This is a genomic window from Rheinheimera soli (assembly GCF_021290985.1).
In the GTDB taxonomy this organism is placed as follows: domain Bacteria; phylum Pseudomonadota; class Gammaproteobacteria; order Enterobacterales; family Alteromonadaceae; genus Pararheinheimera; species Pararheinheimera soli.
The window spans coordinates 12,296-34,314 of record NZ_JAJOYU010000016.1 but is presented as its reverse complement, the minus strand read 5'-3'; the positions used below and the strand labels follow the sequence as shown (position 1 = coordinate 34,314).

The following is a 22,019-nucleotide window of genomic DNA, read 5'->3' as shown; positions in this document are numbered from 1 at the left end:
CAATCTGATAACAAGAAAGGCCGTCAAGCTGCGGCCTGATGAGGGATAGAATGCAAACTGTTCAAAACGCCGAAGTGCAGGGTTCCGGCACACCAGTCAGTAGCTGGGCTTTACCTGCTCTTACTTTTTTGTTTTTTATCTGGGGTTTTATTACTTGTCTGAATGACATTTTAATTCCGCATTTAAAAGCCGTCTTCGATCTGACTTACACTCAGGCCATGTTGATCCAGTTCTGCTTTTTTGGCGCTTATTTTGTGGTGTCTTTACCTGCAGGAGCCTTGATTAATAAGCTGGGTTACCAGAAAGGTATAGTGATAGGTTTAGCTATTGCTGGCTTTGGCACACTGAACTTTATTCCGGCAGCAAGCTTTCACAGTTATGCCTGGTTTTTAGCGGCTTTATTTGTGCTGGCATCCGGCATTACTATTTTGCAAGTGGCCGCTAACCCTTATGTCACCATACTGGGCAACCCAAAAACAGCAGCCAGCCGCCTGACCATGACACAAGCCTTTAACTCTTTAGGTACTACTGTAGCACCTCTGATTGGTGCAGCGTTGATCCTTAGCCAGCTCGACAGTACTGAAGGTGCTGATGCGGTACAACTGCCTTATCTGGTGCTGACCATAGCCTTATTTGCCGTGGCTTTTGTATTTGCGCGCTTGAAACTACCTGAAGTTCAAAACACCACAGCAGCAGAAAAAATCTCCATTAAAGCCCTGCTGCCATACAAGCATTTATGGCTGGGTGCTTTAGGCATATTTATGTATGTTGGCGCTGAAGTGGCTATAGGTTCAGTGATGGTCAACTTTATTGCTCTGCCTGAAATTACAGGGCTGGCAGAAGCTGAAGCAGCCCACTATGTCGCCTGGTATTGGGGTGGAGCTATGGTGGGGCGTTTTGTCGGTGCTTTATTAATGCAGCGTATTAACGCAGGTTTATTACTGGCTATTCACGCTGCGGCCGCTATTGCGTTGTTGGTATTGGTCATTACAGGTCAGGGTCAACTGGCCTTACTGGCACTGCTGGCCATAGGTATCGCCAACTCTATTATGTTCCCGACTATTTTCAGTCTGGCGTTACATGGTTTAGGAAAATACACCAGTCAGGGTGCAGGTTTATTGTGTCTGGCCATAGTAGGCGGCGCTTTAGTGCCGGTAGCTCAGGGCATGCTGGCCGACGCTTATGGTCTGGCGCTGTCTTTTATTCTGCCGATATTTTGCTACATCTATATTTGCTACTTCGGTTTACGCAGTCGCAAAGTAACCAGTTAAGGCGCAAGCCGGGGCAAGGCATATGTCCATGGATGGACGGTATGTCGCAACTGTCGGGAACGTTGTTGCGACTGCATCCCGGTTGGCCTTGCCTTTTTTAACGCCTCTGGCTGAGCTAAACCTCAGCCTTTTTTTCGTTGCTATGCTCAGGCATCAACAGGTCTTCTGCTGTTTTCCTGCGGAATTTACTTAATGCCAGATACACAGCTGGTGTGCTGTAGAGCGTCAGCAACTGACTGACCAGCAAACCACCTACTATGGTAATGCCTAAAGGCTGGCGTAACTCTGAGCCTTCGCCCATACCAAACAGCAAAGGCACAGCGCCTAATAAGGCAGCAAAGTTGGTCATTAAAATAGGACGCAAACGTTGTGCTGCCGCCAAAGCGACCGCCTCTTTGGGTGATAAGCCGAGATCGCGTTCAGCATGTAAGGCAAAATCGACCAGCAAGATGGCGTTTTTCATCACTATGCCAATCAGCAAAAACAGCCCCAGCAAGGCTATAAGGTTAAAGTCGGTATTACTGACATACAGTGCCAGCAGAGCGCCTAAACCAGCACAAGGCAAGGTAGATAAAATGGTGATCGGCTGGATCGTACTTTCATACAACACGCCCAGCAGCAGATAAACAGTTAAAATCACGCCAATAATCAACCAAAGCTGATCGCCGGTTTTAAACATAGCGTTACGCTGATCTTCGCCATTGATGGTATGAATACCGCTTGGTACCATAGCCACAGCCAGCACCCGATCAATAGCGGCTGATGCCTGTTGCAAAGTCACGCCTGGCGCTAAGCCATAACCTATGCCCACAGAAGCAAACTGACCATCGCGGCGAATACGATCATTGGCCAGACTGTACTGATAACTGGCAATACTGGACAAGGGCACCCTGCTGCCATCAGCTGTCACCAGTTGCAGTTGCTTTAATACTTCAGGCTGAGCTGTGTAGCCGGGCGTCAATTCCATCACGACCCGATACTGGTTCATCTCATCATACAAAGTCGCCACCTGACGCTGCGAAAAGGAGTTATTCAGCAAGGTGGCAATAGTACGCATATCCACGCCTAAACGCTGCGCCGCTTCGCGGTCTATCGTCAAGGAGATTTGCTGCGCATCTTCACCACTGGGCGTGTCTACATCCACCAGCTCTGGTAGTTCCTGCATTTTTTCGGCAACTTGTTTGCTCCATTTACGCAGCAATTGCAGATCGCCGGATAACATCATCAGTTCGTAGTCACTGCGGCCAAAAGGCGAAGACAATCGAATATCCTGATCGACATTTAAAAACACCATGCCACCCGGTACTTTAGGTGCTGTGGCCCGGATCCGGTCGACCACCTCCTGAGCAGAGATTTTACGCTCAGCCAAAGGTTTTAACCGCACCCGCATCCAACTATTGCTGATACCTGTGTCACCGCCACTGGAACCTGTTACGTCGGCTATAGCAGGGTCTTTTAAAATATGCTGGCGAAAAGCCTCAATTTTGGGCTGCATAATCTGAAACGAAAAACCATCGTCACCACGAACAAAACCATTTAACTGGCCTGTATCCTGATTCGGGAGTAAACCTGTAGGAACCTGTTTGTACAACCAGGCATTAGCTGCAAACAACAGCACCAATGCAGCCAAAAACCAGCGGTAATGACTTAAGCTCCAATTCACACTTTGATGGTACTTGTGCTGAAATTTATGGAAAGCTCCGCTTTCACCTTCCCCCGTTTTTTTTGCTTTGAGCAACAGCGCTGACAGGCTGGGAGTCAGAGTTAAAGACACTACCAGGCTAATCGTCATAGCAGCAGCCAGGGTGATAGAGAATTCGCGGAATAAACGCTCAACCAAACCGCCCATAAATAAAATCGACAGAAAAATAACCACTAAAGCCAGATTCATTGCCAGCAGGGTAAAACCCACTTCAGATGCGCCTAGTCTCGCTGCCGCTAGAGGCGTTAAACCGCGTTCTATATGGCGCTTAATGTTTTCGACCACCACTATGGCGTCATCCACCACTAAACCTGTCGCAACAATGAGTGCCATCACCGACAAATTATTCAGTGAAAAATCACAGAGATACATCACGGTAAAGGAGCCAACCAAAGACACTGGAATAGCCAGGCTTGGAATTAATGCGCTGCGCAGGCTGCCTAAGAAAGCCCAAACGACCAGCACCACCAACACCACAGCAATCAGCAAACTGATTTGAGCTTCAGTTAAAGTTGCGCGGATCACCGGACTTCGGTCCATCACCACAGCTAAATCAGCGTCTGCTGGTATCAGCGCCTGCAACAGCGGCATTTGCTGATAAATGGCATCTATGGTTTCAACAATATTGGCACCGGTGCGACGACTGATCAGTAAAATCACCGCGTTTTTATCGTTATGAAAACCTGCGCTGTAGCGGTTTTCGGTGGAGTCGGTGACCAAAGCCACATCCGATAAACGAATAGGAGCGCCGTTGACGTACTTCACTACTAAAGACTGATAATCCGAAGCCTGACGCAAGGTTTGACTGGTTGCCAGTTGCCAGCGCTGATCGTTGCTTTCCAATACACCCAAAGGCACAGCAGCGTTTGCACCGCTGATAGCAGCGCGCACCTCATCCAAAGCCACACCATATTGAGTCAACATGCCTGGATTGAGCTGTACCCGTACAGCAGGCAATGAAGCCCCTGTCACTTCCACTTCGCCCACACCATTAATAGCGGCCAGTTTTTGCGCCAATACAGTAGAAGCGGCATCGTATAAAGCGCTGGATGCGAGGTGCTCAGAACTCAACGCCAGCGCCATCACAGGAGCTTGTGACGGGTTAAATTTACGGTAACTTGGATTACGGGGCATACCGGATGGCAACTGGCTGCGGGCTGCATTAATAGCCGCCTGCACTTCACGGGCAGCTTCATCTACATTGCGGTCCAAATCAAACTCTAGTCGGATCTGGGCTGAGCCTTGATTACTGCTGGAGCTGATACGGTTGATACCGGCAATACTACCCAAAGCCCGCTCCAGTGGAGTCGCCACAGTAGAGGCCATACTCTCAGGGCTGGCACCGGGCAAACTGGCGGTAACCACTATCATAGGGAAATCGACAGCGGGCAAAGGAGATACCGGCAATAAGCGCCAGCACAACATGCCCAGCAACAAAATGGCCGTGGCAATTAAGCCGCTGGCTACAGGGCGCTGAATAAAAGGCTGAGCTAAATTCATAGCGCTTTAGCCTCAGTTGCCGCCACACTTTCTCTGCCATTTTCTGTACCGCTGAAATGGCGATCAAACCATAAATACACCACAGGAGTGGTAAAGAGTGTCAGCACCTGACTGACCAATAAACCACCAACCATCACCAAACCTAAAGGCTGGCGTAATTCAGCACCTGAACCGCTGGCCAACAACAATGGCACTGCACCAAACAACGCAGCCAGAGTTGTCATTAAAATAGGTCGGAAACGCATTAAAGCCGCCTGGTAAATAGCATCTCGAGGTGACAAGCCCTGATTACGCTGCGCATCCAACGCAAAGTCGACCATCATAATGCCGTTTTTCTTCACCAACCCTATCAGCAGCACTATGCCGATCACCGCTATTAAATCCAGCGGCTGATCAGCAATCAGCAGCGCCAGCAAAGCGCCCACAGTGGCTGAAGGCAAAGTCGACAATATGGTGACTGGGTGAATTAAGCTTTCGTACAAAATGCCCAGCACTATATACATAGTGACCACAGCGGCCAGCACCAGCCAAAGCGTATTACTCAGCGACGCCCGAAAGGCTTCAGCAGCGCCCTGGAAAGTCAGTTCCACTTCGGCAGGCAGTTGCAATTGCTGCTGCACTTCTTCAATAGCGGCCACTGCTTCACCCAGCGAATAACCTTCTGCCAGATTAAAAGACAAAGTCACGGACGGGAACTGGCCCTGATGGTTAATCAGTAACTTAGCAGGTCGTTGTGTCACTTTGGCCACAGCAGATAAAGGCACAGGAGTACCAGAGCCTGAGCTGATATAGAGTTTATTCAGCGCATCGACACCGTTAATTTGATCCGGGTCTACTTCCAAAATCACACGATACTGGTTGGCCTGAGTAAATAAGGTGGTTACCTGGCGCTGGCTATAAGCACTTTGCAGCACAGTACTGATTTGCGACACATTAATACCTAAACGGGCAGCGGCTGTGCGGTCTATGTCGATATAGGCCTGCAGGCCCTGTTGCTGTAAATCATGGGCTACTTCAGATAATTCCGGCCGTTGCTGCAAGGCTTCGACTAAATCCGGTAGCCACTGATTCAGCACCTCCTGATCCGGCGTGGTTAAGCTGAATTGATACTGAGTCCGGCTGACGCGGTCTTCAATACTCAATTCCTGCACCGGCTGGAACCAGCCTTTGATACCAGGCACAACCAAGACTTGTTGCTCCAGCTGGCGGATCACTTCCATTGCCGACAACTCACGTTCACCATGTTGTTTCAGATTGATCTGAATACGGCCACTATTGATGCTGGTATTGCTGCCATCCACCCCAATAAAAGACGACAAACTGCTGACATCCGGATGCTGCAGAATATTTTCTGCCAATTCCTGCTGGCGTGAAGCCATAGCCTGAAACGAGATATCCTGCGGTGCTTCTGTCACCACCTGGATCACACCACTGTCTTGCAACGGGAAAAAGCCTTTGGGTACAGCAAGATACAACAGAGCTGTTAAAGCCACAGTTGCCAGCATGCTGAACATGGCTAAGGTTTGATGGCGTAACACCCACTGCAAACCCCGGCCATAAGAGGCAATAATGCGGTCCATCAGACCATTTTGATCATGATGTTCCGGCAGAGTTTTTAATAAACGCGCACAGAGCATAGGCGTCAGCGTTAAAGACACCACCAGCGAAATTAAAATAGCGACTGCCAAGGTGACAGCGAATTCAAAAAACAACCGGCCTACTACATCGGCCATAAAGAGCAGAGGGATCAGCACGGCAATCAGCGAAAAGGTCAGTGAAATCAGCGTAAAACCTATTTCTTTGGCACCTTTCAGTGCTGCCTCCATAGGAGAAGCGCCTTGTTCACGGTGCCGCGCCACGTTTTCCAGCATCACTATGGCGTCATCCACCACAAAGCCAGTGGCTATGGTCAGCGCCATTAAGGTCAGGTTATTGACGGAGAAATCCAGCAACACCATTACGGCAAAAGTACCAATCAAGGATAAAGGCACAGCCAGACTGGGGATAATAGTAGCCGGAATACTGCGTAAAAATGCAAAAGTAACCAAGACCACCAGCACTATGGCAAAAACTAATTCTTTTTGTACGTCACGCACTGAAGCACGAATACTGTGGGTACGGTCTGTTAAAACTTCGATCTTCACAGCCGCCGGCATAGTGGCGGTCAATTGTGGTAACAACTCCTGCACTCTGTCGGCTACATCAATAACGTTAGCACCGGGTTGGCGCTGAATATTGACCAATACCGCAGCTTGCTGATTGGCCCAGGCGGCGAGAAAACGGTCTTCGGCACCATCTTCGATTTTAGCCACATCTTTTAAGCGGATAGGCGCACCTTCGCGGTAGGCAACTATCAGTTCTTTGTATTCCTCTGTACTGCGAATTTGATCATTGGCTTCAAGCATAGTGGAGCGAAATGCACCATCAAAACTGCCTTTGGGCTGGTTGGTATTGGCTGCGGCTATAGCAGAACGCAAACTTTCCACACTTAAATCCAGACTGGCTAAAGCCGCGGGATTGGCTTTGATCCGAATAGCCGGACGCTGGCCACCCGCTAAGCTCACCATACCTACACCTGTCAGCTGAGCTAACTTTTGCGCCATGCGGGTGTCCACTAAATCGTAAACCGCAGGCAAAGGCAAAGTATCGGAGCTGACAGCTAAAGTCAGAATAGGCGCATCGGCCGGATTGACCTTGCGATAGACAGGAGGCGTAGGTAAGTCATTGGGTAATAATGAAGATGCGGTATTAATAGCGGCTTGTACTTCCTGCTCTGCCACGCCCATGTCTACCACTAAGGCAAACTGCAAGGTAATCACAGAAGCACCAGCAGAGCTGTTGGACGACATTTGTTTTAAGCCGGGAATTTGGCCTAAACGCCGCTCCAAAGGCGCTGTGACAGTACGCGCCATAATGTCTGGACTTGCCCCAGGGTTAAAGCTAAACACCTGAATAATAGGGTAATCCACCTGAGGCAAAGCAGCCACAGGCAATAAACGCCAGCTTAAAATACCGGCAATTAAAATAGCCAGCATCAATAATGAGGTGGCAACAGGGCGTAATATAAAAGGCTGGGACAGGTTCATCATTTACCCCTTAGACGCGTCCTGGATCACCTCAACTTCACGGTCAGGCCGTAAGCGATCTAAACCTTCCAGCACCACCTTATCGCCTGCGTTTAAGCCTTCTTCCACAGCCACTAAGCCATTATCCACTGCGCCTAGTTTCAGCACGCGGATTTGCGCTTTGTTGTTATCGTCTACCATATACACATAAGTACCCTGAGCACCATATTGCACAGCGTCTTGCGGAATGGTCACAGCAGCATTTTGCACCGCCACATTTAAACGCACATTGACGAATTGATTCGGGAATAACTCTTCATTCTGATTGGCAAATTCTGCCTTTAACTTCAAAGTACCAGTGGCTATATCAATCTGGTTATCCAAAGTGGTTAAAGTACCGTTGGCCAACGGCATTTGCTCTGCTCTGTCCCAGGCTTCCACCGACAAAGCAACTCCTGCACGAAATGCTGTACGCACTTGCTGCAACTGAGTTTCAGGAATAGTGAATACCACAGCAATAGGCGAGCTTTGAGTGATAGTGATTAAACCTTCAGCGCTATTCGCCTGAATTAAATTACCAGGGTCGACAGCACGTAAACCTAAACGGCCACTGATAGGAGCTTTAATCTGGGTATAAGACAGTTGCAAAGCGGCGGCATCAATAGCAGCCTGATTCGATTTAATGGCGCCTTTCAGTTGATTCACTAAGGCTTGCTGCGCATTCATTTGCTGGGCAGCTATGGTGTTTTGCTCTTTGAGTTTGGCAAAACGCTCTAAATCCTGTTCCGCACTTTTCAGCAGCGCGACATTTTGCTCTTTCTGACCTTGTACCTGAGCCAGTTCTGTCTTGTAATCGGCCGGATCAATCTGAGCCAACAGCTGACCGGCTTCCACTTTTTCACCTTCTTTGAAATACACTTGCTGCAATGGCCCAGACACCCGGCTTTGCACCAACACAGTATTCAGTGGGGTTACTGTACCAATGGCTTTAATCTGCACTTTTAAATCTGTGGATCCCGCTTCAATCACCCTTACAGGCACAGGCATAGCCCAGGGATTATTGGCAGCACCAGCCCCTGCTGGACGAGCGCCGCCAGGTCTTTGCCCAGCGCCAGGTTTGCCCGCAGCAGCAGATTCAGCACCAGGCCAGAACCAATACACAGCAGCAACGGCAACAGCCAGACCAGCAGCTAAAACAAAAGGCTTTTTAAGCAAAGACATACGATAAATCCCTGTAACAAAATTTAGGTTTAGTAAAACGCGCCTACTCTAATTCAGCCTGTGAAGCGCTGCAACGAAGTGAATGTCAAGATTGAGTAAAGATGGCCTGACATTCGGTCAGAAGTATTTTTACTGCGATGAAAGGCAAAAGGATCAACTGAATAACTCCTGACATCAGGTTTTTAACCCCAAACAGCTAACGGCGTATCTGCTAACAGATTTTTTCTGCATTCAGCAATCAGGCTACTGACATACAGTTGTCAGTCTGGGTTGCTAACCTCAAGCGGTCAAGTAAAAGGAGCGCATCATGACTATGTTAGATACTGCAATTGATCGTTATTTTTCAGCGACTAATACCAGAAATAATCAACTGGCGGCTGAGTGTTTTGATCCAGACGCTTGTGTGTTTGACGAAGGCCAGCAATTGACAGGGCTGGAGTCTATCAGGCATTGGTTACAACATACCCAACAAAAATATCAGCCCGTGGTGCAGGTGCTGGCAACACAACGCAGTTATGGTGAAGTCTGGGTAAAAACGCAAGTATCAGGCCAGTTCCAGGACAGCCCAATACAGCTAAACTATATATTTGCCTTGCAGGATGGCAAAATCAGCCGTCTGATGATCCGTTAGTTATAGCTGTAACGCGCCGATAGTAAGAGAAACTGATGAACCGAATTGATCGCCTGCTGGCGTTGATATTGTATTTACAAAGTCGCCGTACCTGCACAGCCGAAGCCATGGCAGAACATTTTGGTTTAAGTGTACGTACTATTTACCGTGATATTGCTGCTTTGGGTGAAGCTGGAGTGCCTATTCTGGCGGAGGCCGGGGTTGGCTATAGCCTGATGAAAGGTTATTTGCTGCCACCGGTGAATTTCTCAGAACAAGAAGCTTATGCACTGTCGACAGGCGTAATGCTGGCGCAACGCATGACCACCCATAGCTATAACGAAAAAATGCAGTCCGCTTTGGATAAAATTAAAGCCGTATTACCTAATGAAGCTAAACACAGGTTGGAAGTTCTGGCCAAAGGCATGGCAACACCCCATACAGAACATCCACAACAGGCAGATTTGTCGGTGTTGCAACAAGCCATAGCACGGCAACAGCTGTTGAGTTTTGACTACCAGAACGTCAGCCAAACCCCAAGCAGCCGACAAGTAGAAGCGGCGGGTTTGGTGTTTTACCTTGGCCGCTGGCATCTGATTGCCTGGTGCAGGCTACGACAAGGCTTCCGTGATTTTCGCACTGACCGCATGCAGAACCTGCAATTACACAGCGACAAGTTTCAGGCCAGAACCAACTTTGATGCCAAAGACTTTTTGCAGCACGGCACAGCTCCAGCCCAACTGACTGCACAAGTGGCATTTGCCCATACAGCAGCAGACCGAGCCAGGCGAGAGTGGTGGCAAGGGATAACCGCAGAGCAACAAAGCGCGGAAGGCGTAGTGATGACGCTGAACTGCAGCAACTGGCCTTCATTAGCCTGTTGGTTGCTGTCCCTTGGCATAGCCGCAAAAGTGTTGGCTCCGGAAGCACTAAAACTAGAAATGCGCCAACAAAGTCAGGCCATTTTAGCTTTGTACTCCAGCTTGTCTTAAGTGGGGGTATTGTTTTTCAGTTGCTGCAACAGGTCGTCTTGTTGTTTCAGTTTTAGCTGAGTTTTTATTCTGTGTTTTAAAGTGACTATGTTCACTGGCTTGATCACAAAATCTGCACCACCAGCTTCCCAGCACTGGGTTTCTTCTTCCTGACTTTGTAAGCCAGTGACAAAAATCACCGGAATTTGTGCCAGTTCAGGCTGCTGTTTCAGCAAGCGGCAGGTGGCTAAACCATCCAGCTCTGGCATCACCACATCCAACAGAATTAAATCCGGAGGATTGCTTTGACAAAGGCTGATCGCCTGAGCACCAGAGGTGGCCATAAAAATCTGATAGTCGGCATTGAGCATCTGATGAATGATCTGAATATTCACCGGCTGGTCATCCACCACCAGTACTTTTGCTTTGGGTTGTAACGGCTCAGGACTCATCAGACACACCTTTTAGTTGAGCGGAATACTGTTCAGTGTACAGCAGCGCCTGGGCAAAATTTAATTGTTCTAAAGCGCTTTCCAGTTGGGTTGAAAGCCTTGGATCGATGTTTTGCAGCATATTTTTCAGCACAGCAAACTGATCCAAAGCACTCATATTAAAGCTGTGCAGCGACTGTTGCAGTTGCTCCAGTTGCACAGTCAGTTCTGCTTCTGTCAGCATCACAGCAACTGAAGATGTTTCTGTTGCTGGTGCAGTTTCTGCTAACAACACAGGAGCAAAAGCAGCAAAAGCTTGCGCGTCAGCAACAAACTTCGACAGCGCTCTGGGTAAATCCAGCGCCGTTTTTTGTTTAATGGATTGCTCAATAGCTGCTGCGGGTTCAGATAAACAAACAATACCTAAAGAACTGGCAGAACCTTTCAGCGAATGCGCCAGCAAGTACAGCTCTTTTTCTGTCAAAGGAGAAGCTTCAGCCTGTAGTTTGACCAGCGCGGCATCCAGCTCCATCACAAAAGATTTCAGCGTTTTATGATACACAGCCACCGAATTACCTAAGCGGTTTAATGCCGATGTCAGTTGCACACCTTGTTGTAAAGCTGCATCAACCAAAGCCGGGTTGAGCAACTGCAGTTGTTTTTCTTCGACAGGTAAATTGGCGTCGACCGGTGCTTTTGACCACTTTAAAATGGTATTGACCAAGGTATCTATGGCAAAGGGCTTGGCCACATGATCGTTCATCCCAGCATCCAGACAAGCCTGCTTGTCTGATTGCATCGCATTGGCGGTCATGGCCACTATAGGTAAAGTCAGCATAGTGGCTTTGCTGCGAATACGTCTGGTGGTTTCATAACCATCCATATCCGGCATCTGAATATCCATCAGCACCAGATCGTATTTATCAGGCTGTTGCTCCAGCATCGCCAGGGCAAAAGTGCCACCAGGCGCTATATCCACTAAAGCCCCTTCATGGGCCAATAACTCAGAGGCGACTATCTGATTGGTAGGATTGTCTTCCACCAGCAGCAGTTGTAATCCGTTTAAACGGCTTTGTCGTGGCGCAGCATCCTGCAGCGCATTGGAAAACATTTGTTTGCCCGCCAGCGCATCCAGCACAGCATCCAATAAACGGCTTGGGGTGACAGGTTTGACAATAAAACCATTCAGCAGATGCTGACTTTGTTCATCCTGCTGTTTTTGCGCCAGACATTCGCGACCATGAGCAGTGACCATAATTACCACTGGCATATCCGGGCCTTGCACAATCTGGCGAATTTTTTCTGCCGTTTGCCAACCATCCAAGCCCGGCATCAGCCAATCCAGCAACACCAGTTTATAGCTGTTGTTATGTTGCAGCAGCTCCAGCGCCTGCTCACCGCTGTGGGCTAAATCAACCTCACAGCCATAATGGCGCATCACTTCAGAAAGGATCTGCCGTGATTGCTGGTTATCATCCACCACCAGCACTTTTAAATCCTGTAATAAAGATAAATCTGCCTGAGCAGCGTTCAGGCTCAGACAGTTAAACCAAAGTTCAAACTCAAAACTGCTGCCAGAGCCCAACTTGCTGTCTACCGACAGTTGGCCTCCCATCAGCTCTACCAGGCCTTTGCTGATCGCCAGACCTAAACCTGTGCCACCATAACGACGGCTAATCGAAGATTCTGCCTGACTAAAGCTCTGGAAAATCAAAGACAGTTGTTGTTCTGTCATGCCAATGCCGGTGTCCTTCACTTTAAACTTAATTTTGGCCGCCTCCGCCGTGCGCTCTGTCACTTCCAGGCTGACAACAACTTCTCCTTTTTCGGTGAACTTAATGGCATTGCCCGTCAGGTTCAACAGCACCTGCTTCAGCCTCAGGCTGTCGCCTACCACTAATTGGGGTAAATCTTCATCAAACTGGTACAGAACTTCCAGATCTTTACTGCCCAGATTAGCCGATAAAATAGTGCCCAAATCTTCCATCAAAATAGCCAGCTCAAAACTGTGGCTATCCATTTCCAGCTTGCCGGCTTCTACTTTGGAAAAATCCAGAATATCGTTCAGAATGGCCAGTAAAGACTTAGCCGCTATTTCGGTCTGACGAATATAATCTTCCTGACGACGGGTTAAGCTGGTTTGCTGCACCAGTTGTAACATGCCCAAAATAGCATTCATCGGCGTACGGATTTCATGGCTCATAGTGGCCAAAAAAGCAGACTTCGCATTATTGGCCGCATCGGCCTGTTGTCGTGCCTGTGCCAGTTCCAGCTCTCTTTTATGCTGTTCAGAGCGGTCCCGCGCCACCAGATAAAAATAATCCTGCTGCTCAAAACGGATCCAGGACAAAGTCGCAGATAAAGGTATGGCGTCCCCTCCAGCGTCTTCAAACTGGGTTTCAAACTGCACACTGCGTTTTCGTTCTGTACTTTGGATCAACTGTTGCAGCCGGTCTCCCACTAACTGCAGCGCCAGATCAGCCAGGCTAAAATGCCCGGCACAGCACGCCAAAGCGGCAGGATTAGCTTTGATCACGTGCGATGTATCGTCTAACCAGAACACTAAGTCCGGGCTTTGTTCTGTCGACACTTTTGCCAGCGCCAATTCAAATTCCAGCTCTTTTTGCAGCGTTAAATCCCGGGCTATACCTAAATAACCTACCACCTGATTTTGCTTGTCCAATAAAGCAGTTACCGCAACCTGCACAGGGCAACGACTGCCATCTTTACGAATATAAGTCCACTCTCTGTTATCGGTTTGGCCTTGTTTGGTTTTTTCAACCAACACAGTTAAATCAGCGTCCACCTGATGGCCCACCTCTGTGGTCAATTGCCGGGAATACTCCGCCATCTCCACTGGATCATGGATGATAGCAGGACCATAGCGACCAATAATTTCGGCTTCTTTATACTGCAACATAGTTTCAGCTGCCGGGTTAAAGGAGGTAATCATGCCATTAAGATCAGTGGTAATAATGGCATAGTTGGCATTACGCAGAATGCTGCGCTGCAAGGCTGATACCTGCTCAATTTCAGCGGTTCGTAATTCAACCTGATGCTCCAGCTCTTCATTGGCTTGTTGCAGTTTCTGTTCGGCCTGTTTGATATGACTAATATCGTTAACCGTCAGCGCGCAGCCTATAAACTGACCTGCCTCGTCCAGAATAGGCGAAAGATTAAGCGAGACCGGATACAACAGACCTGATTTATGCTGGCGCACACTTTGGATATAACGGATTTTCTGACCTTTACGTACTTCTTGTTCCAGATGTTGTTGTTCATCCAGATGTGTCGCCGGCACTATAAGTTGGCTGATAGTGCGGCCCATAGCCTGATATTCGGTGTAACCAAACATTTGTTCTGCCGCAGGGTTCCAACTGCTGATCAAACCATGCGGATCAGTTCCGATCACCGCCTCATTGGCGTTTTCTACTATGGCCGCCAGCACTGCTCTGTGCCTGGTAAGCTGTAAACGCCTCGACAGTGTGAGCTGCACAAAAGCAAAGATGACAATCAGCAAAGCAGTGATACTCAGGCTGATGTAATACAGATTTTGTGGCTTTGGTAACTTCAGTCCATCGACAAAATTCTGTGTTGCCTGCAGCCGCACTTGCCAGTTGCGGCCAAAAACAGACAAGTTATGCTCAGCCTGATAATCAGGTAAAACAACAGCTGTTACGGTTTTTGTATAAAAAGCTTGCAGAGGATCAAAATCAATATCGATCACCTCCAGTTGCACTTCCTCTGCACCCACCATTTTTATACTGGATAAGATTTCATCTATGGTTAAAGGCGCATAAGCCAAACCATACAACTGCTGATAGCGGGCTTCAGCAGTTTCAGGTGCTTTCCCTTGCAGATAAATGGGCATTAACAACAAAATCCCCTGAGATTTTTTGTTTTGCGCCTGCACTAAAGTTACGGGTTCCGTGATCACCGCTTTATTTTCCCGTACTGCCTTTAATGCAGTCTGGTAACGCAGTTGTTCTGAGGCAATATCAAAACCTATGGCTTCTTCGTTCTCTGCCATAGGTTCTATGTACTGGATCACAAACAAATCATGGTTATGGCTATTTTGCTGACGAAAGCTAAAAGCATCGCCATTTTCAGCTTCAGCCTTTACTAAAAACTGCGGTAGCTCGGCAGGTGTCACTTTACGGATAATGCCAAAACCACGAGCTCCCGGAAATTCTGTGGTCATGTCACGGCTTTGGCTGTACGCCAGTATATTCGGGTAGCTAAAATGCTCAGCTCCAGCACTCAGCACAGCGCCACGTACCCCACGTAAACCATATTGGTAAATGGTCATTTTTTCGACTATTGCATCTGCAAGCTGATTGGCTTTTACCTCCAAGCTTTGCTGAATTCGCTGCTGATTTTGCTCTTGCTGACGCTGTTGCAAATAGTCAGAAACCCAAAATCCTGTTGCCGCAAACAACAGCATCGGCAATAAAGCTGCAATCAGCTGTTTCAGGTTGCGTTTCAGCCATGCCATTATCCGGGTTCCTTGTGATTTACTTTATGTGTTAAGCGTTTTGCCACAGCGGTAAAATCCAACGCCATCATATCCTGCTCCATCAGTACAAACTCGTCTGGCCCCAGATAACGGATCCAGCCCGCTCTTTGTTGCTGAAATAAGCTATAGGCCTGCATATCACAATTTTCAAGGTACTGAATATAAAGCTGAACATCAGGCAAACTGCTGTCTGTGCTTTGTTCAAACTGGCTTATCCATAACTTTAATGCGACTGACGTTTGTTCCAGACAATCCAGATACAAAGCAAAGTCAGTGGCAGAGGGCAACTGGCCACTCTGATGCAAAGCCTGCTCCAGCGGCCGTGATAATTCAGGTAAATCTATGGCGCCTAAAGTTGCATAGCTTCCCCGCAGCTTGTGCAAAGTATGCTCCACAGCTTTATGATTTTGTTGCTGGTATGCCTGAGTAAGTTGCTGTATTTCAACAGGGGTGGACGCAATTAATTGAGTAACAGCCGGAGACAAATGCAAAAAAGCATCTTTAGAAAAGCCCATTAACTGTTCCAGCACACTAAAATTAAACAACATATTGAGCCACTCTGACGCTTTCTCACAGCATAATAGGCTTTGGCTGAAAAATCCCGCGCTTTATCCAGTTAATTTTGTCTGGTTAATTTTTCCATCTACACTAAAAACGTGGGCAAAAAACAGGGAAGTGCCAGATGCATATCACTCAATCCAACCTCACGGCAGCAAAAATTTTATTAGTTGATGATCAGGCTTCATCTCTGATGCTGCTTCGCGAACTGCTGCAAGGCATGGCGACTTTGTATTTTGCAACAGATGGCGCTACAGCTTTGGATCTGGCGCGTCGACACCATCCTGAACTGATCATACTGGATATCGAAATGCCTGATATGGATGGCATTGCAGTCTGCAGAGCCTTAAAAGCAGACCCTGCAACCCGTGATATCGCCATAGTATTTATTACCTCCCATATAGATACAGAACACGAATTATCCTCTTTATCCGAAGGAGGCATCGACTTCTTACGTAAGCCTTTGCATGCGGCAACCAGCCGTATCCGCATCAAAAATCTGCTGGATTTAAGCCGTTACAGCCGGCAAGTGGAAGCAGAAAAAGAATGGCTGCGGGTGACGCTCTGTTCTATAGGTGACGCCGTCATTGCCACAGACTTGAGTGGAAAAATCAGCTTTATGAACCCCATAGCCGAACGAATGACAGGCTGGTTCGCTAAAGATGCCCTGAATCGTCCTATAGAAGAAGTGATGCAATTACGTGATGCCCACACATTGCAGCCACACTGGAACCCTATTTATTTTGCGTTAAAAGAACAACGTGTTGTAGCTATGGCGCTGAATTGTCAGCTGGTGTCACGCACAGGCCAGCTGTATCAGGTGGAAGATTCAGCAGCTCCTATTATCGACAGCAGCGGCATGTGCCTTGGCAGCATAGTGGTGTTTCATGATGTCAGTGAAAGTACCGCGCTGGCGCTTAAAATGAGCCACTTGGCCAATCATGATCCTTTAACCAACTTACCCAATCGCGTGCTGTTATATGACCGTATCGAACAAGCCATTAAAAGAGCAGAGCAGTTGCGCCACAAGTCGGCCTTGTTACTGATTGATCTGGACCACTTTAAATACGTCAATGATTCCATAGGCCATAACCTCGGTGATTTGCTGATCAAACAAGCTTCAGAGCGTTTACTGTCAATTTGTGGTGCAGACACTACGCTGGCCCGTTTAGGCGGAGATGAATTTGTGCTGGTATTGCCCGAACTTTGGTCTATCGACGAAGTGGGTTTGTTCAGCAGTCAGGTGCATAGCCAGTTCCAGCAGCCTTTTGTACTGGAACACAAAAAGTACCAGATAGCCGTGAGTATAGGGGTCAGTATTTATCCGGACGATGCCCAAACCATAGAAATGTTCATGCGCCATGCCGATGTCGCCATGTTTAAAGCCAAATCTGAAGGCCGCAACAGAACCAGCTTTTTCTCCGAAGAACTGGAACAGCAAATTATCCATCGCCATCAGTTGGAATTGCTGTTGCGCGAAACCTTAGCCAATCACCAACTGCAGGTGTATTACCAGCCAAAACTTTGTTTAGAAACAGGTAAGCTATTAGGAGCTGAAGCTTTAGCCCGTATGCAAAACCATCAGGGCCAGTGGGTACCACCTGTTGAATTTATTCCGCTGGCTGAAGAAACGGGTTTGATTGGCGAACTGGGGCAACAAGTGCTGCGTCAAGCCTGCCTGGAGTGTTTGCGTTGGCAACAACTGGGGTATCAGGTGCCTGTGTCGGTCAATATTGCCGCAGCTCAGTTTGCCGATCCCAGTTTAGTAAAACAAATCAACAGCCTGATGGCTGAACTGAAGATGCCAGCCGACTTATTAGAACTGGAAGTGACCGAAAGTGCGTTAATGCTGGATGTCAGCAAAACCCAAAGCATGTTGTGCCAGCTGAAAGCGGCCGGTATTTGTATTTCAATAGACGACTTTGGTACAGGTTATTCCAGTTTGTCTTATCTGAAAAAATTTCAGGTCGATGTGCTGAAAATCGACAAATCTTTTGTGCATGAAATGCTGACCGACAAAGGCGATATGGAAATAGTTAAAGCGGTGATCTCTCTGGCTCAGTCGATGAATTTACAGCTCATAGCAGAAGGCATCGAACTCGAAGCACAAAAAGACAAACTGCTGGAGTTAGGTTGCCAGATGGGTCAGGGCTACTTTTTCAGTAAACCTTTGTCGGCGGAAGACTTTCAAGGCTATTTACAACGCTAATCTGCGGATTTGCGTTGTAAATAAAGTAGTATCAGGCAAGATCTAAGAACTCTACTTCGCCTGAAAGTAATCCACCAATCGAAAACCAATCAGCATAAAGACTATAAAAATCAGACCTTCAACAGAGCCTGTGCCAGCCAGCACTAAAGCAGGGCCAGGGCATAACCCGACTAAACCCCAACCTAAACCAAACAACGCACTACCAGCCAATAAAGGCCGGGTAATAGCAGTGGCATCAGGCCAGTTGAATTTGGTTTTTAACAGGCTCTGTGGCATTTTTTTGCTATACCAAAAGGCAACAAAAGCAATGGCTATGGCGCCAATCATCACCAGAGCCAAAGACGGATCCCAAAGACCTGCTATATCTAAAAACCCCAGCACTTTGGCCGGATTTGCCATACCAGCCATTAATAAACCCAAGCCAAATAACAAGCCGCAGATAAAAGCGCTTAAGGATAAAAACCAGTGTTTTTTCATGCGGCACCTCCATGTGCCGCACCCTGAAGGGCAGCCTGCGGCTGTGAAAATTGTCTATCCTGCCAATTTTTCATCATGATCCCCTTACAGCAGATGACGGACGATAAAAACAGTGACCACTGCCACGCCCATAAACGTCAGGGTGGCGGCGAGCGAACGCATAGATAAACGGGCTAAACCACAAACGCCATGACCACTGGTGCAGCCCGAACCTAAACGTGCACCTATGCCGACCAATAAACCGGCAGCGGCCAATAAGCCATAGTTGCCCGTGACTTCAGCCACAGGCAAAGGCGCCATCATCAGCCACAACCAGGACGACAACACCAAACCCAAAACAAAAGCCTGCCGCCAGTTTCGTTCAGTACCTGCGGAGATAAAAGTTCCGGCAGTAATGCCACTGATACCAGCAATACGACCATTCAATAACCACAACAAAGCACAAGCAAGCCCAATCATTAGCCCGCCCACTAAAGCCGACTCCGGCGTAAAATGGGTCCAGTCAATCATAAATACCCTCTTTGCTTAATAGTGCTGAAGTTATAGAGCTGCTGATTTTGCAACCAACAAACTAAATTATGGATATAAGCATATACCATTTAGATATATTAGTGAACACTAAAAAACAAGAGTAGATAACAGCAAAAAGTCAGAGACAAGGAGCTTTTCGCTGATCGAGTAGGAGGCGGGATCACTCCCGCCGTCCTCTCACACCACCGTACGTGCGGTTCCGCATACGGCGGTTCATGTTAACACTGGAACTGTCGGTGACAATCCAGCAGTGATACCAGTCCCAGCCTCTCGAACCCGTTCTTCTTTAAAGCCTGATTCATATGGCTGGCACCGGAGTTCCACCACGGCCCCCGTTGGTTACAAGCTGAACTCCATGCTCTGATTTCATCCAGACCTGCTTTCATCAGTTGTTTGGCTCGGGTAAAAGCTCGTTTCCATTGTCGCCAGTAGAGGCAACGTAGTTTGCGCCTTATCCAGCCATCTAACTCTTCCAGCACACCTTTGATTTCGGTCAATCGGAAGTAGCTTATCCACCCGCGCAGTACCGGTGTCAGTTCACTGATAACTTTTGCCACTGATTTTGAACCATTTCCTGTGGTGAGCGTTCTGATTTTCTCTTTCAGTCTCGCCACGCTACTGGCTGCAATTTTCAGTCGGGCCACTTTGTGCCATGTGAAGCTATAACCAAGGAACTTCCGTTCTGATGGTCTTGCCACTGCACTCTTTTGCACATTCACCTGAAGTTTCAGTGTTTTCACTAAGAATTCACTGATGTCTTTCAGCAGATGTTCACCCGCCTTTTGGCTGCTGACATAAATGTTGCAGTCATCGGCGTAGCGGCAGAAGCTGTGGCCTCGCCTTTCCAGTTCTTTGTCCAGTTCATCCAGCAGGATATTCGATAACAGCGGCGACAATGGGCCACCTTGCGGCATGCCTTTATCGCGTTTTATCACCTCTTTTCCATCCACCATTTCTGCTTCCAGATAACGGCGGATGAGTTTGAGGAGCCGCTCATCTTTGATAGTCCGTGCCAATCTCGACATCAGAATGTCGTGGTCCACACGGTCAAAGAATTTCTCTAAGTCCATATCCACAACCCAACGTTTGCCGCTTTGAATGAACTGCTGTGCTTGGCGCACCGCTTGCCACGCATTGCGGTTGGGTCTGAAGCCGTAGCTGGATTTTGAGAACGTCGGTTCTACATAAGGTGTTAATGCCTGTGCTATCGCTTGCTGAATCAATCGGTCTGCCACGGTTGGGATGCCCAGTGTTCTCACATCGCCATTTGGCTTTGGGATATCCACTTTGCGGATTGCCCGTGGCAGATAACTGCCTGCCGTCAGTGTACTTTTGACGCTCGGCCAATACTGTTTCAGCCATGGTTTTAACTCCAGCACACTGAGGTTGTCCACCCCCGCCGCACCTTTGTTTTCCACCACCCGCTGATACGCCAGCATCAGGTTCTCGCGACTTATCACTGCATCTATCGTTAACGACATTTCCGCTTTCGTTCGCCCACTGGCCGCCGTGTTGGTTTCAACACCATCAATCAGCACCGGCGAATTCTGTTCGCGTCCTCTGTTCATGGCCGCAGTCGCCTGCGCTTGTGCATCATCAATCAACATCGAGGTCCACTGTCCTAATCACGGTTAACTATGTTCAGCCCTTCATGCTATCGGTTAAAAGCACTACTACGGCCTCGGCTGACTTCTGAACCTCCATCCCAACACCTCCCGATGTCAGTAGCACTGTGGCAGGTGTTCAGACCTCCCAGGGTAATTCGCGCGACCTTCCTGCTTATACCTGTCGACTTTACGTTGTAGCATTCCGTGCAAGTATTGGGCTTTAGTGATATTTGCCACCTTACCCTGCTACAGCGCCTAAGCCGCTTCCTGTTCGTCAGGCCAGCATTTTGCTTTCAGCTTCCTTCAGATTTCATCTCACGATGAACACCCTTGCCGTTCAGCTAACACTTCCCCTTGCCGGGTGTGTAGAGGACTTACACCTCCAAGTCACCAGTTTGACTACCACAGTCAATCTGGCTGCGCTTACGCGCAACGCGCCATGCCTGGCGCACCAAATAAAAAAGCCTGGGAAAACCCAGGCTTTATAAAAATGTCGTTTAAAAATAAAGATTTAACGTGACCCCGCCTGCAACCCCAATCCTTATAAATCGGGGTGGCCTTGGACAAAACTAAAGTTTCATCATGTCGTTACCAGACTAGATTTCCCCCCGCTCAGACTCGAAAATAAAGTTTCATCATCGGTTAACGTCTTCAAGAACTAATCGCGATTTTAAACAACTACCGCTCAACGACTTTTAGGACCGTAGCGTCTCTGTGTCATCCAGCAAATCTAAAATTTTCAACATAATCTCCAAATGCTTCGGAGAGCGGGCAGCAATCTTACTAGCTCGAATTGCAATCATGTCTTTCCTTTGATGATATTTTGCAAATTCATCACCATAAAATTTGCAAATTTCATCAAAATTCTTTGAGCCAAATTTAAAAATCCCGTTCTCAATCCTGGAGATCTGACTAGTATGAACTTTTGATAAATCAGACACTTCACGGAGTGTTAGCCCCCGTGATTGTCTATATTCCTTGAGAGACAAACCTATAATTTCTGTCTCATCTTGCTTGAATTTTTTGCTCATTTCACGTATATTTTTGCAATAAAATTTGCAAAAAGCAAGGTGAGATATGGCTGTGTATGTTGATAACGTAGAGATCCCTTGGAAAGGGAAGGTATGGTGTCACTTAGTTGCAGACTCATTAGACGAATTGCATGGTTTTGCTACTGAGCTAGGGCTTAAAAGGCAATGGTTTCAAGCAAAGGCGAGTTACCCTCATTACGACGTGACAAAATCGGTAAGGACGAAAGCACTGAGATTGGGTGCACGGGAAGGAGACAGGATCACTATGATTTCGTGCGCAAAAAAAATGAAGCTTGAAATGCTATCTAAGTAGTGGTTA

Annotated in this window: 15 protein-coding genes; 5 read left to right on the top strand and 10 right to left on the bottom strand. The window is 47.9% G+C overall.

Features of this window, described 5'->3' with window-relative positions; translation table 11 throughout:
• The first annotated feature begins 50 nt into the window (after positions 1 to 50).
• On the top strand, positions 51 to 1,271 hold the full coding sequence (locus LSG37_RS12355) for a sugar MFS transporter (protein ID WP_233080162.1): 1,221 nt from the start codon (positions 51 to 53) through the stop codon (positions 1,269 to 1,271).
• Positions 1,272 to 1,386: 115 nt separating this feature from the next.
• Here LSG37_RS12355 and LSG37_RS12350 read toward each other — a convergent pair whose 3' ends face one another.
• Genes LSG37_RS12350 through LSG37_RS12340 form a run of 3 tightly spaced genes read right to left on the bottom strand, consistent with a single transcriptional unit; the run spans position 1,387 to position 8,759 of the window.
• Positions 1,387 to 4,473 (bottom strand): efflux RND transporter permease subunit, encoded by a 3,087-nt coding sequence (locus LSG37_RS12350; RefSeq protein WP_233080161.1) that lies wholly within the window; start codon positions 4,471 to 4,473, stop codon positions 1,387 to 1,389.
• Positions 4,470 to 7,562 (bottom strand): multidrug efflux RND transporter permease subunit, encoded by a 3,093-nt coding sequence (locus tag LSG37_RS12345; protein ID WP_269836576.1) that lies wholly within the window; start codon positions 7,560 to 7,562, stop codon positions 4,470 to 4,472. Before LSG37_RS12345 ends, LSG37_RS12350 begins: the two co-directional genes overlap by 4 nt.
• Positions 7,563 to 8,759: an efflux RND transporter periplasmic adaptor subunit gene (locus tag LSG37_RS12340; protein ID WP_233080160.1), complete on the bottom strand. Its 1,197-nt coding sequence runs from the start codon at positions 8,757 to 8,759 to the stop codon at positions 7,563 to 7,565.
• A gap of 307 nt (positions 8,760 to 9,066) precedes the next feature.
• On the opposite strand from LSG37_RS12340, the gene LSG37_RS12335 reads away from it, so the two are divergent.
• Both LSG37_RS12335 and LSG37_RS12330 read left to right on the top strand, forming a co-directional pair.
• Positions 9,067 to 9,390: a nuclear transport factor 2 family protein gene (locus LSG37_RS12335; protein ID WP_233080159.1), complete on the top strand. Its 324-nt coding sequence runs from the start codon at positions 9,067 to 9,069 to the stop codon at positions 9,388 to 9,390.
• 35 nt (positions 9,391 to 9,425) lie between these two features.
• Positions 9,426 to 10,361 carry a helix-turn-helix transcriptional regulator gene (locus LSG37_RS12330; protein ID WP_233080158.1) on the top strand — a complete coding sequence of 312 codons (936 nt, stop codon included), beginning with the start codon at positions 9,426 to 9,428 and terminating at the stop codon, positions 10,359 to 10,361.
• Here LSG37_RS12330 and LSG37_RS12325 read toward each other — a convergent pair.
• From LSG37_RS12325 to LSG37_RS12315, 3 genes are read right to left on the bottom strand one after another with little or no spacing between them, the layout of a single operon-like run.
• On the bottom strand, positions 10,358 to 10,792 hold the full coding sequence (locus LSG37_RS12325) for a response regulator (protein ID WP_233080157.1): 435 nt from the start codon (positions 10,790 to 10,792) through the stop codon (positions 10,358 to 10,360). The two genes, LSG37_RS12330 and LSG37_RS12325, sit on opposite strands and share 4 nt — an antisense overlap.
• Positions 10,782 to 15,266: a response regulator gene (locus LSG37_RS12320; protein WP_233080156.1), complete on the bottom strand. Its 4,485-nt coding sequence runs from the start codon at positions 15,264 to 15,266 to the stop codon at positions 10,782 to 10,784. The genes LSG37_RS12325 and LSG37_RS12320 overlap by 11 nt, the downstream gene beginning before the upstream one ends.
• Positions 15,266 to 15,835, bottom strand: coding sequence for an Hpt domain-containing protein (locus LSG37_RS12315; RefSeq protein WP_233080155.1), 570 nt, complete (start codon positions 15,833 to 15,835; stop codon positions 15,266 to 15,268). Before LSG37_RS12315 ends, LSG37_RS12320 begins: the two co-directional genes overlap by 1 nt.
• A gap of 134 nt (positions 15,836 to 15,969) precedes the next feature.
• Here LSG37_RS12315 and LSG37_RS12310 point away from each other — a divergent pair, with 134 nt between their 5' ends.
• A complete protein-coding gene (locus LSG37_RS12310; protein ID WP_233080154.1) occupies positions 15,970 to 18,054 on the top strand; it encodes a putative bifunctional diguanylate cyclase/phosphodiesterase in 2,085 nt (694 codons plus the stop codon).
• Positions 18,055 to 18,105: 51 nt separating this feature from the next.
• Here the strand turns inward: LSG37_RS12310 and LSG37_RS12305 are convergent, their stop codons facing one another.
• The 4 genes from LSG37_RS12305 to LSG37_RS12290 all read right to left on the bottom strand — a co-directional run bounded on the left by LSG37_RS12305 (position 18,106) and on the right by LSG37_RS12290 (position 21,700).
• Positions 18,106 to 18,531, bottom strand: coding sequence for a DUF6691 family protein (locus LSG37_RS12305; protein ID WP_233080153.1), 426 nt, complete (start codon positions 18,529 to 18,531; stop codon positions 18,106 to 18,108).
• A gap of 84 nt (positions 18,532 to 18,615) precedes the next feature.
• Positions 18,616 to 19,041 (bottom strand): YeeE/YedE family protein, encoded by a 426-nt coding sequence (locus tag LSG37_RS12300; protein WP_233080152.1) that lies wholly within the window; start codon positions 19,039 to 19,041, stop codon positions 18,616 to 18,618.
• Positions 19,042 to 19,280: 239 nt separating this feature from the next.
• Entirely contained in the window at positions 19,281 to 20,669 is a 1,389-nt protein-coding gene (ltrA, locus tag LSG37_RS12295; RefSeq protein ID WP_233080151.1) for a group II intron reverse transcriptase/maturase, read from the bottom strand.
• A 695-nt stretch (positions 20,670 to 21,364) separates the two neighbouring features.
• Complete coding sequence (locus LSG37_RS12290) at positions 21,365 to 21,700, bottom strand: helix-turn-helix domain-containing protein (protein WP_233080150.1); 336 nt, start codon at positions 21,698 to 21,700, stop codon at positions 21,365 to 21,367.
• Positions 21,701 to 21,746: 46 nt separating this feature from the next.
• Here LSG37_RS12290 and LSG37_RS21410 point away from each other — a divergent pair, with 46 nt between their 5' ends.
• The gene (locus LSG37_RS21410; RefSeq protein ID WP_366515561.1) at positions 21,747 to 22,013 is read left to right on the top strand and encodes a DUF4031 domain-containing protein; all 267 of its coding nucleotides are present in this window, start codon (positions 21,747 to 21,749) and stop codon (positions 22,011 to 22,013) included.
• Positions 22,014 to 22,019 lie beyond the last annotated feature (6 nt).

Coding starts and splice junctions, on each gene's coding strand:
- ltrA (WP_233080151.1), bottom strand. CDS start 20,669: ATGTTGATTGATGATGCACAAGCGCAGGCGACTGCGGCCATGAACAGA.
- LSG37_RS12315 (WP_233080155.1), bottom strand. CDS start 15,835: ATGTTGTTTAATTTTAGTGTGCTGGAACAGTTAATGGGCTTTTCTAAA.
- LSG37_RS21410 (WP_366515561.1), top strand. CDS start 21,747: ATGGCTGTGTATGTTGATAACGTAGAGATCCCTTGGAAAGGGAAGGTA.
- LSG37_RS12300 (WP_233080152.1), bottom strand. CDS start 19,041: ATGATTGACTGGACCCATTTTACGCCGGAGTCGGCTTTAGTGGGCGGG.
- LSG37_RS12310 (WP_233080154.1), top strand. CDS start 15,970: ATGCATATCACTCAATCCAACCTCACGGCAGCAAAAATTTTATTAGTT.
- LSG37_RS12325 (WP_233080157.1), bottom strand. CDS start 10,792: ATGAGTCCTGAGCCGTTACAACCCAAAGCAAAAGTACTGGTGGTGGAT.
- LSG37_RS12335 (WP_233080159.1), top strand. CDS start 9,067: ATGACTATGTTAGATACTGCAATTGATCGTTATTTTTCAGCGACTAAT.
- LSG37_RS12320 (WP_233080156.1), bottom strand. CDS start 15,266: ATGGCATGGCTGAAACGCAACCTGAAACAGCTGATTGCAGCTTTATTG.
- LSG37_RS12350 (WP_233080161.1), bottom strand. CDS start 4,473: ATGAATTTAGCTCAGCCTTTTATTCAGCGCCCTGTAGCCAGCGGCTTA.
- LSG37_RS12290 (WP_233080150.1), bottom strand. CDS start 21,700: ATGAGCAAAAAATTCAAGCAAGATGAGACAGAAATTATAGGTTTGTCT.
- LSG37_RS12330 (WP_233080158.1), top strand. CDS start 9,426: ATGAACCGAATTGATCGCCTGCTGGCGTTGATATTGTATTTACAAAGT.
- LSG37_RS12345 (WP_269836576.1), bottom strand. CDS start 7,562: ATGATGAACCTGTCCCAGCCTTTTATATTACGCCCTGTTGCCACCTCA.
- LSG37_RS12305 (WP_233080153.1), bottom strand. CDS start 18,531: ATGAAAAAACACTGGTTTTTATCCTTAAGCGCTTTTATCTGCGGCTTG.
- LSG37_RS12355 (WP_233080162.1), top strand. CDS start 51: ATGCAAACTGTTCAAAACGCCGAAGTGCAGGGTTCCGGCACACCAGTC.
- LSG37_RS12340 (WP_233080160.1), bottom strand. CDS start 8,759: ATGTCTTTGCTTAAAAAGCCTTTTGTTTTAGCTGCTGGTCTGGCTGTT.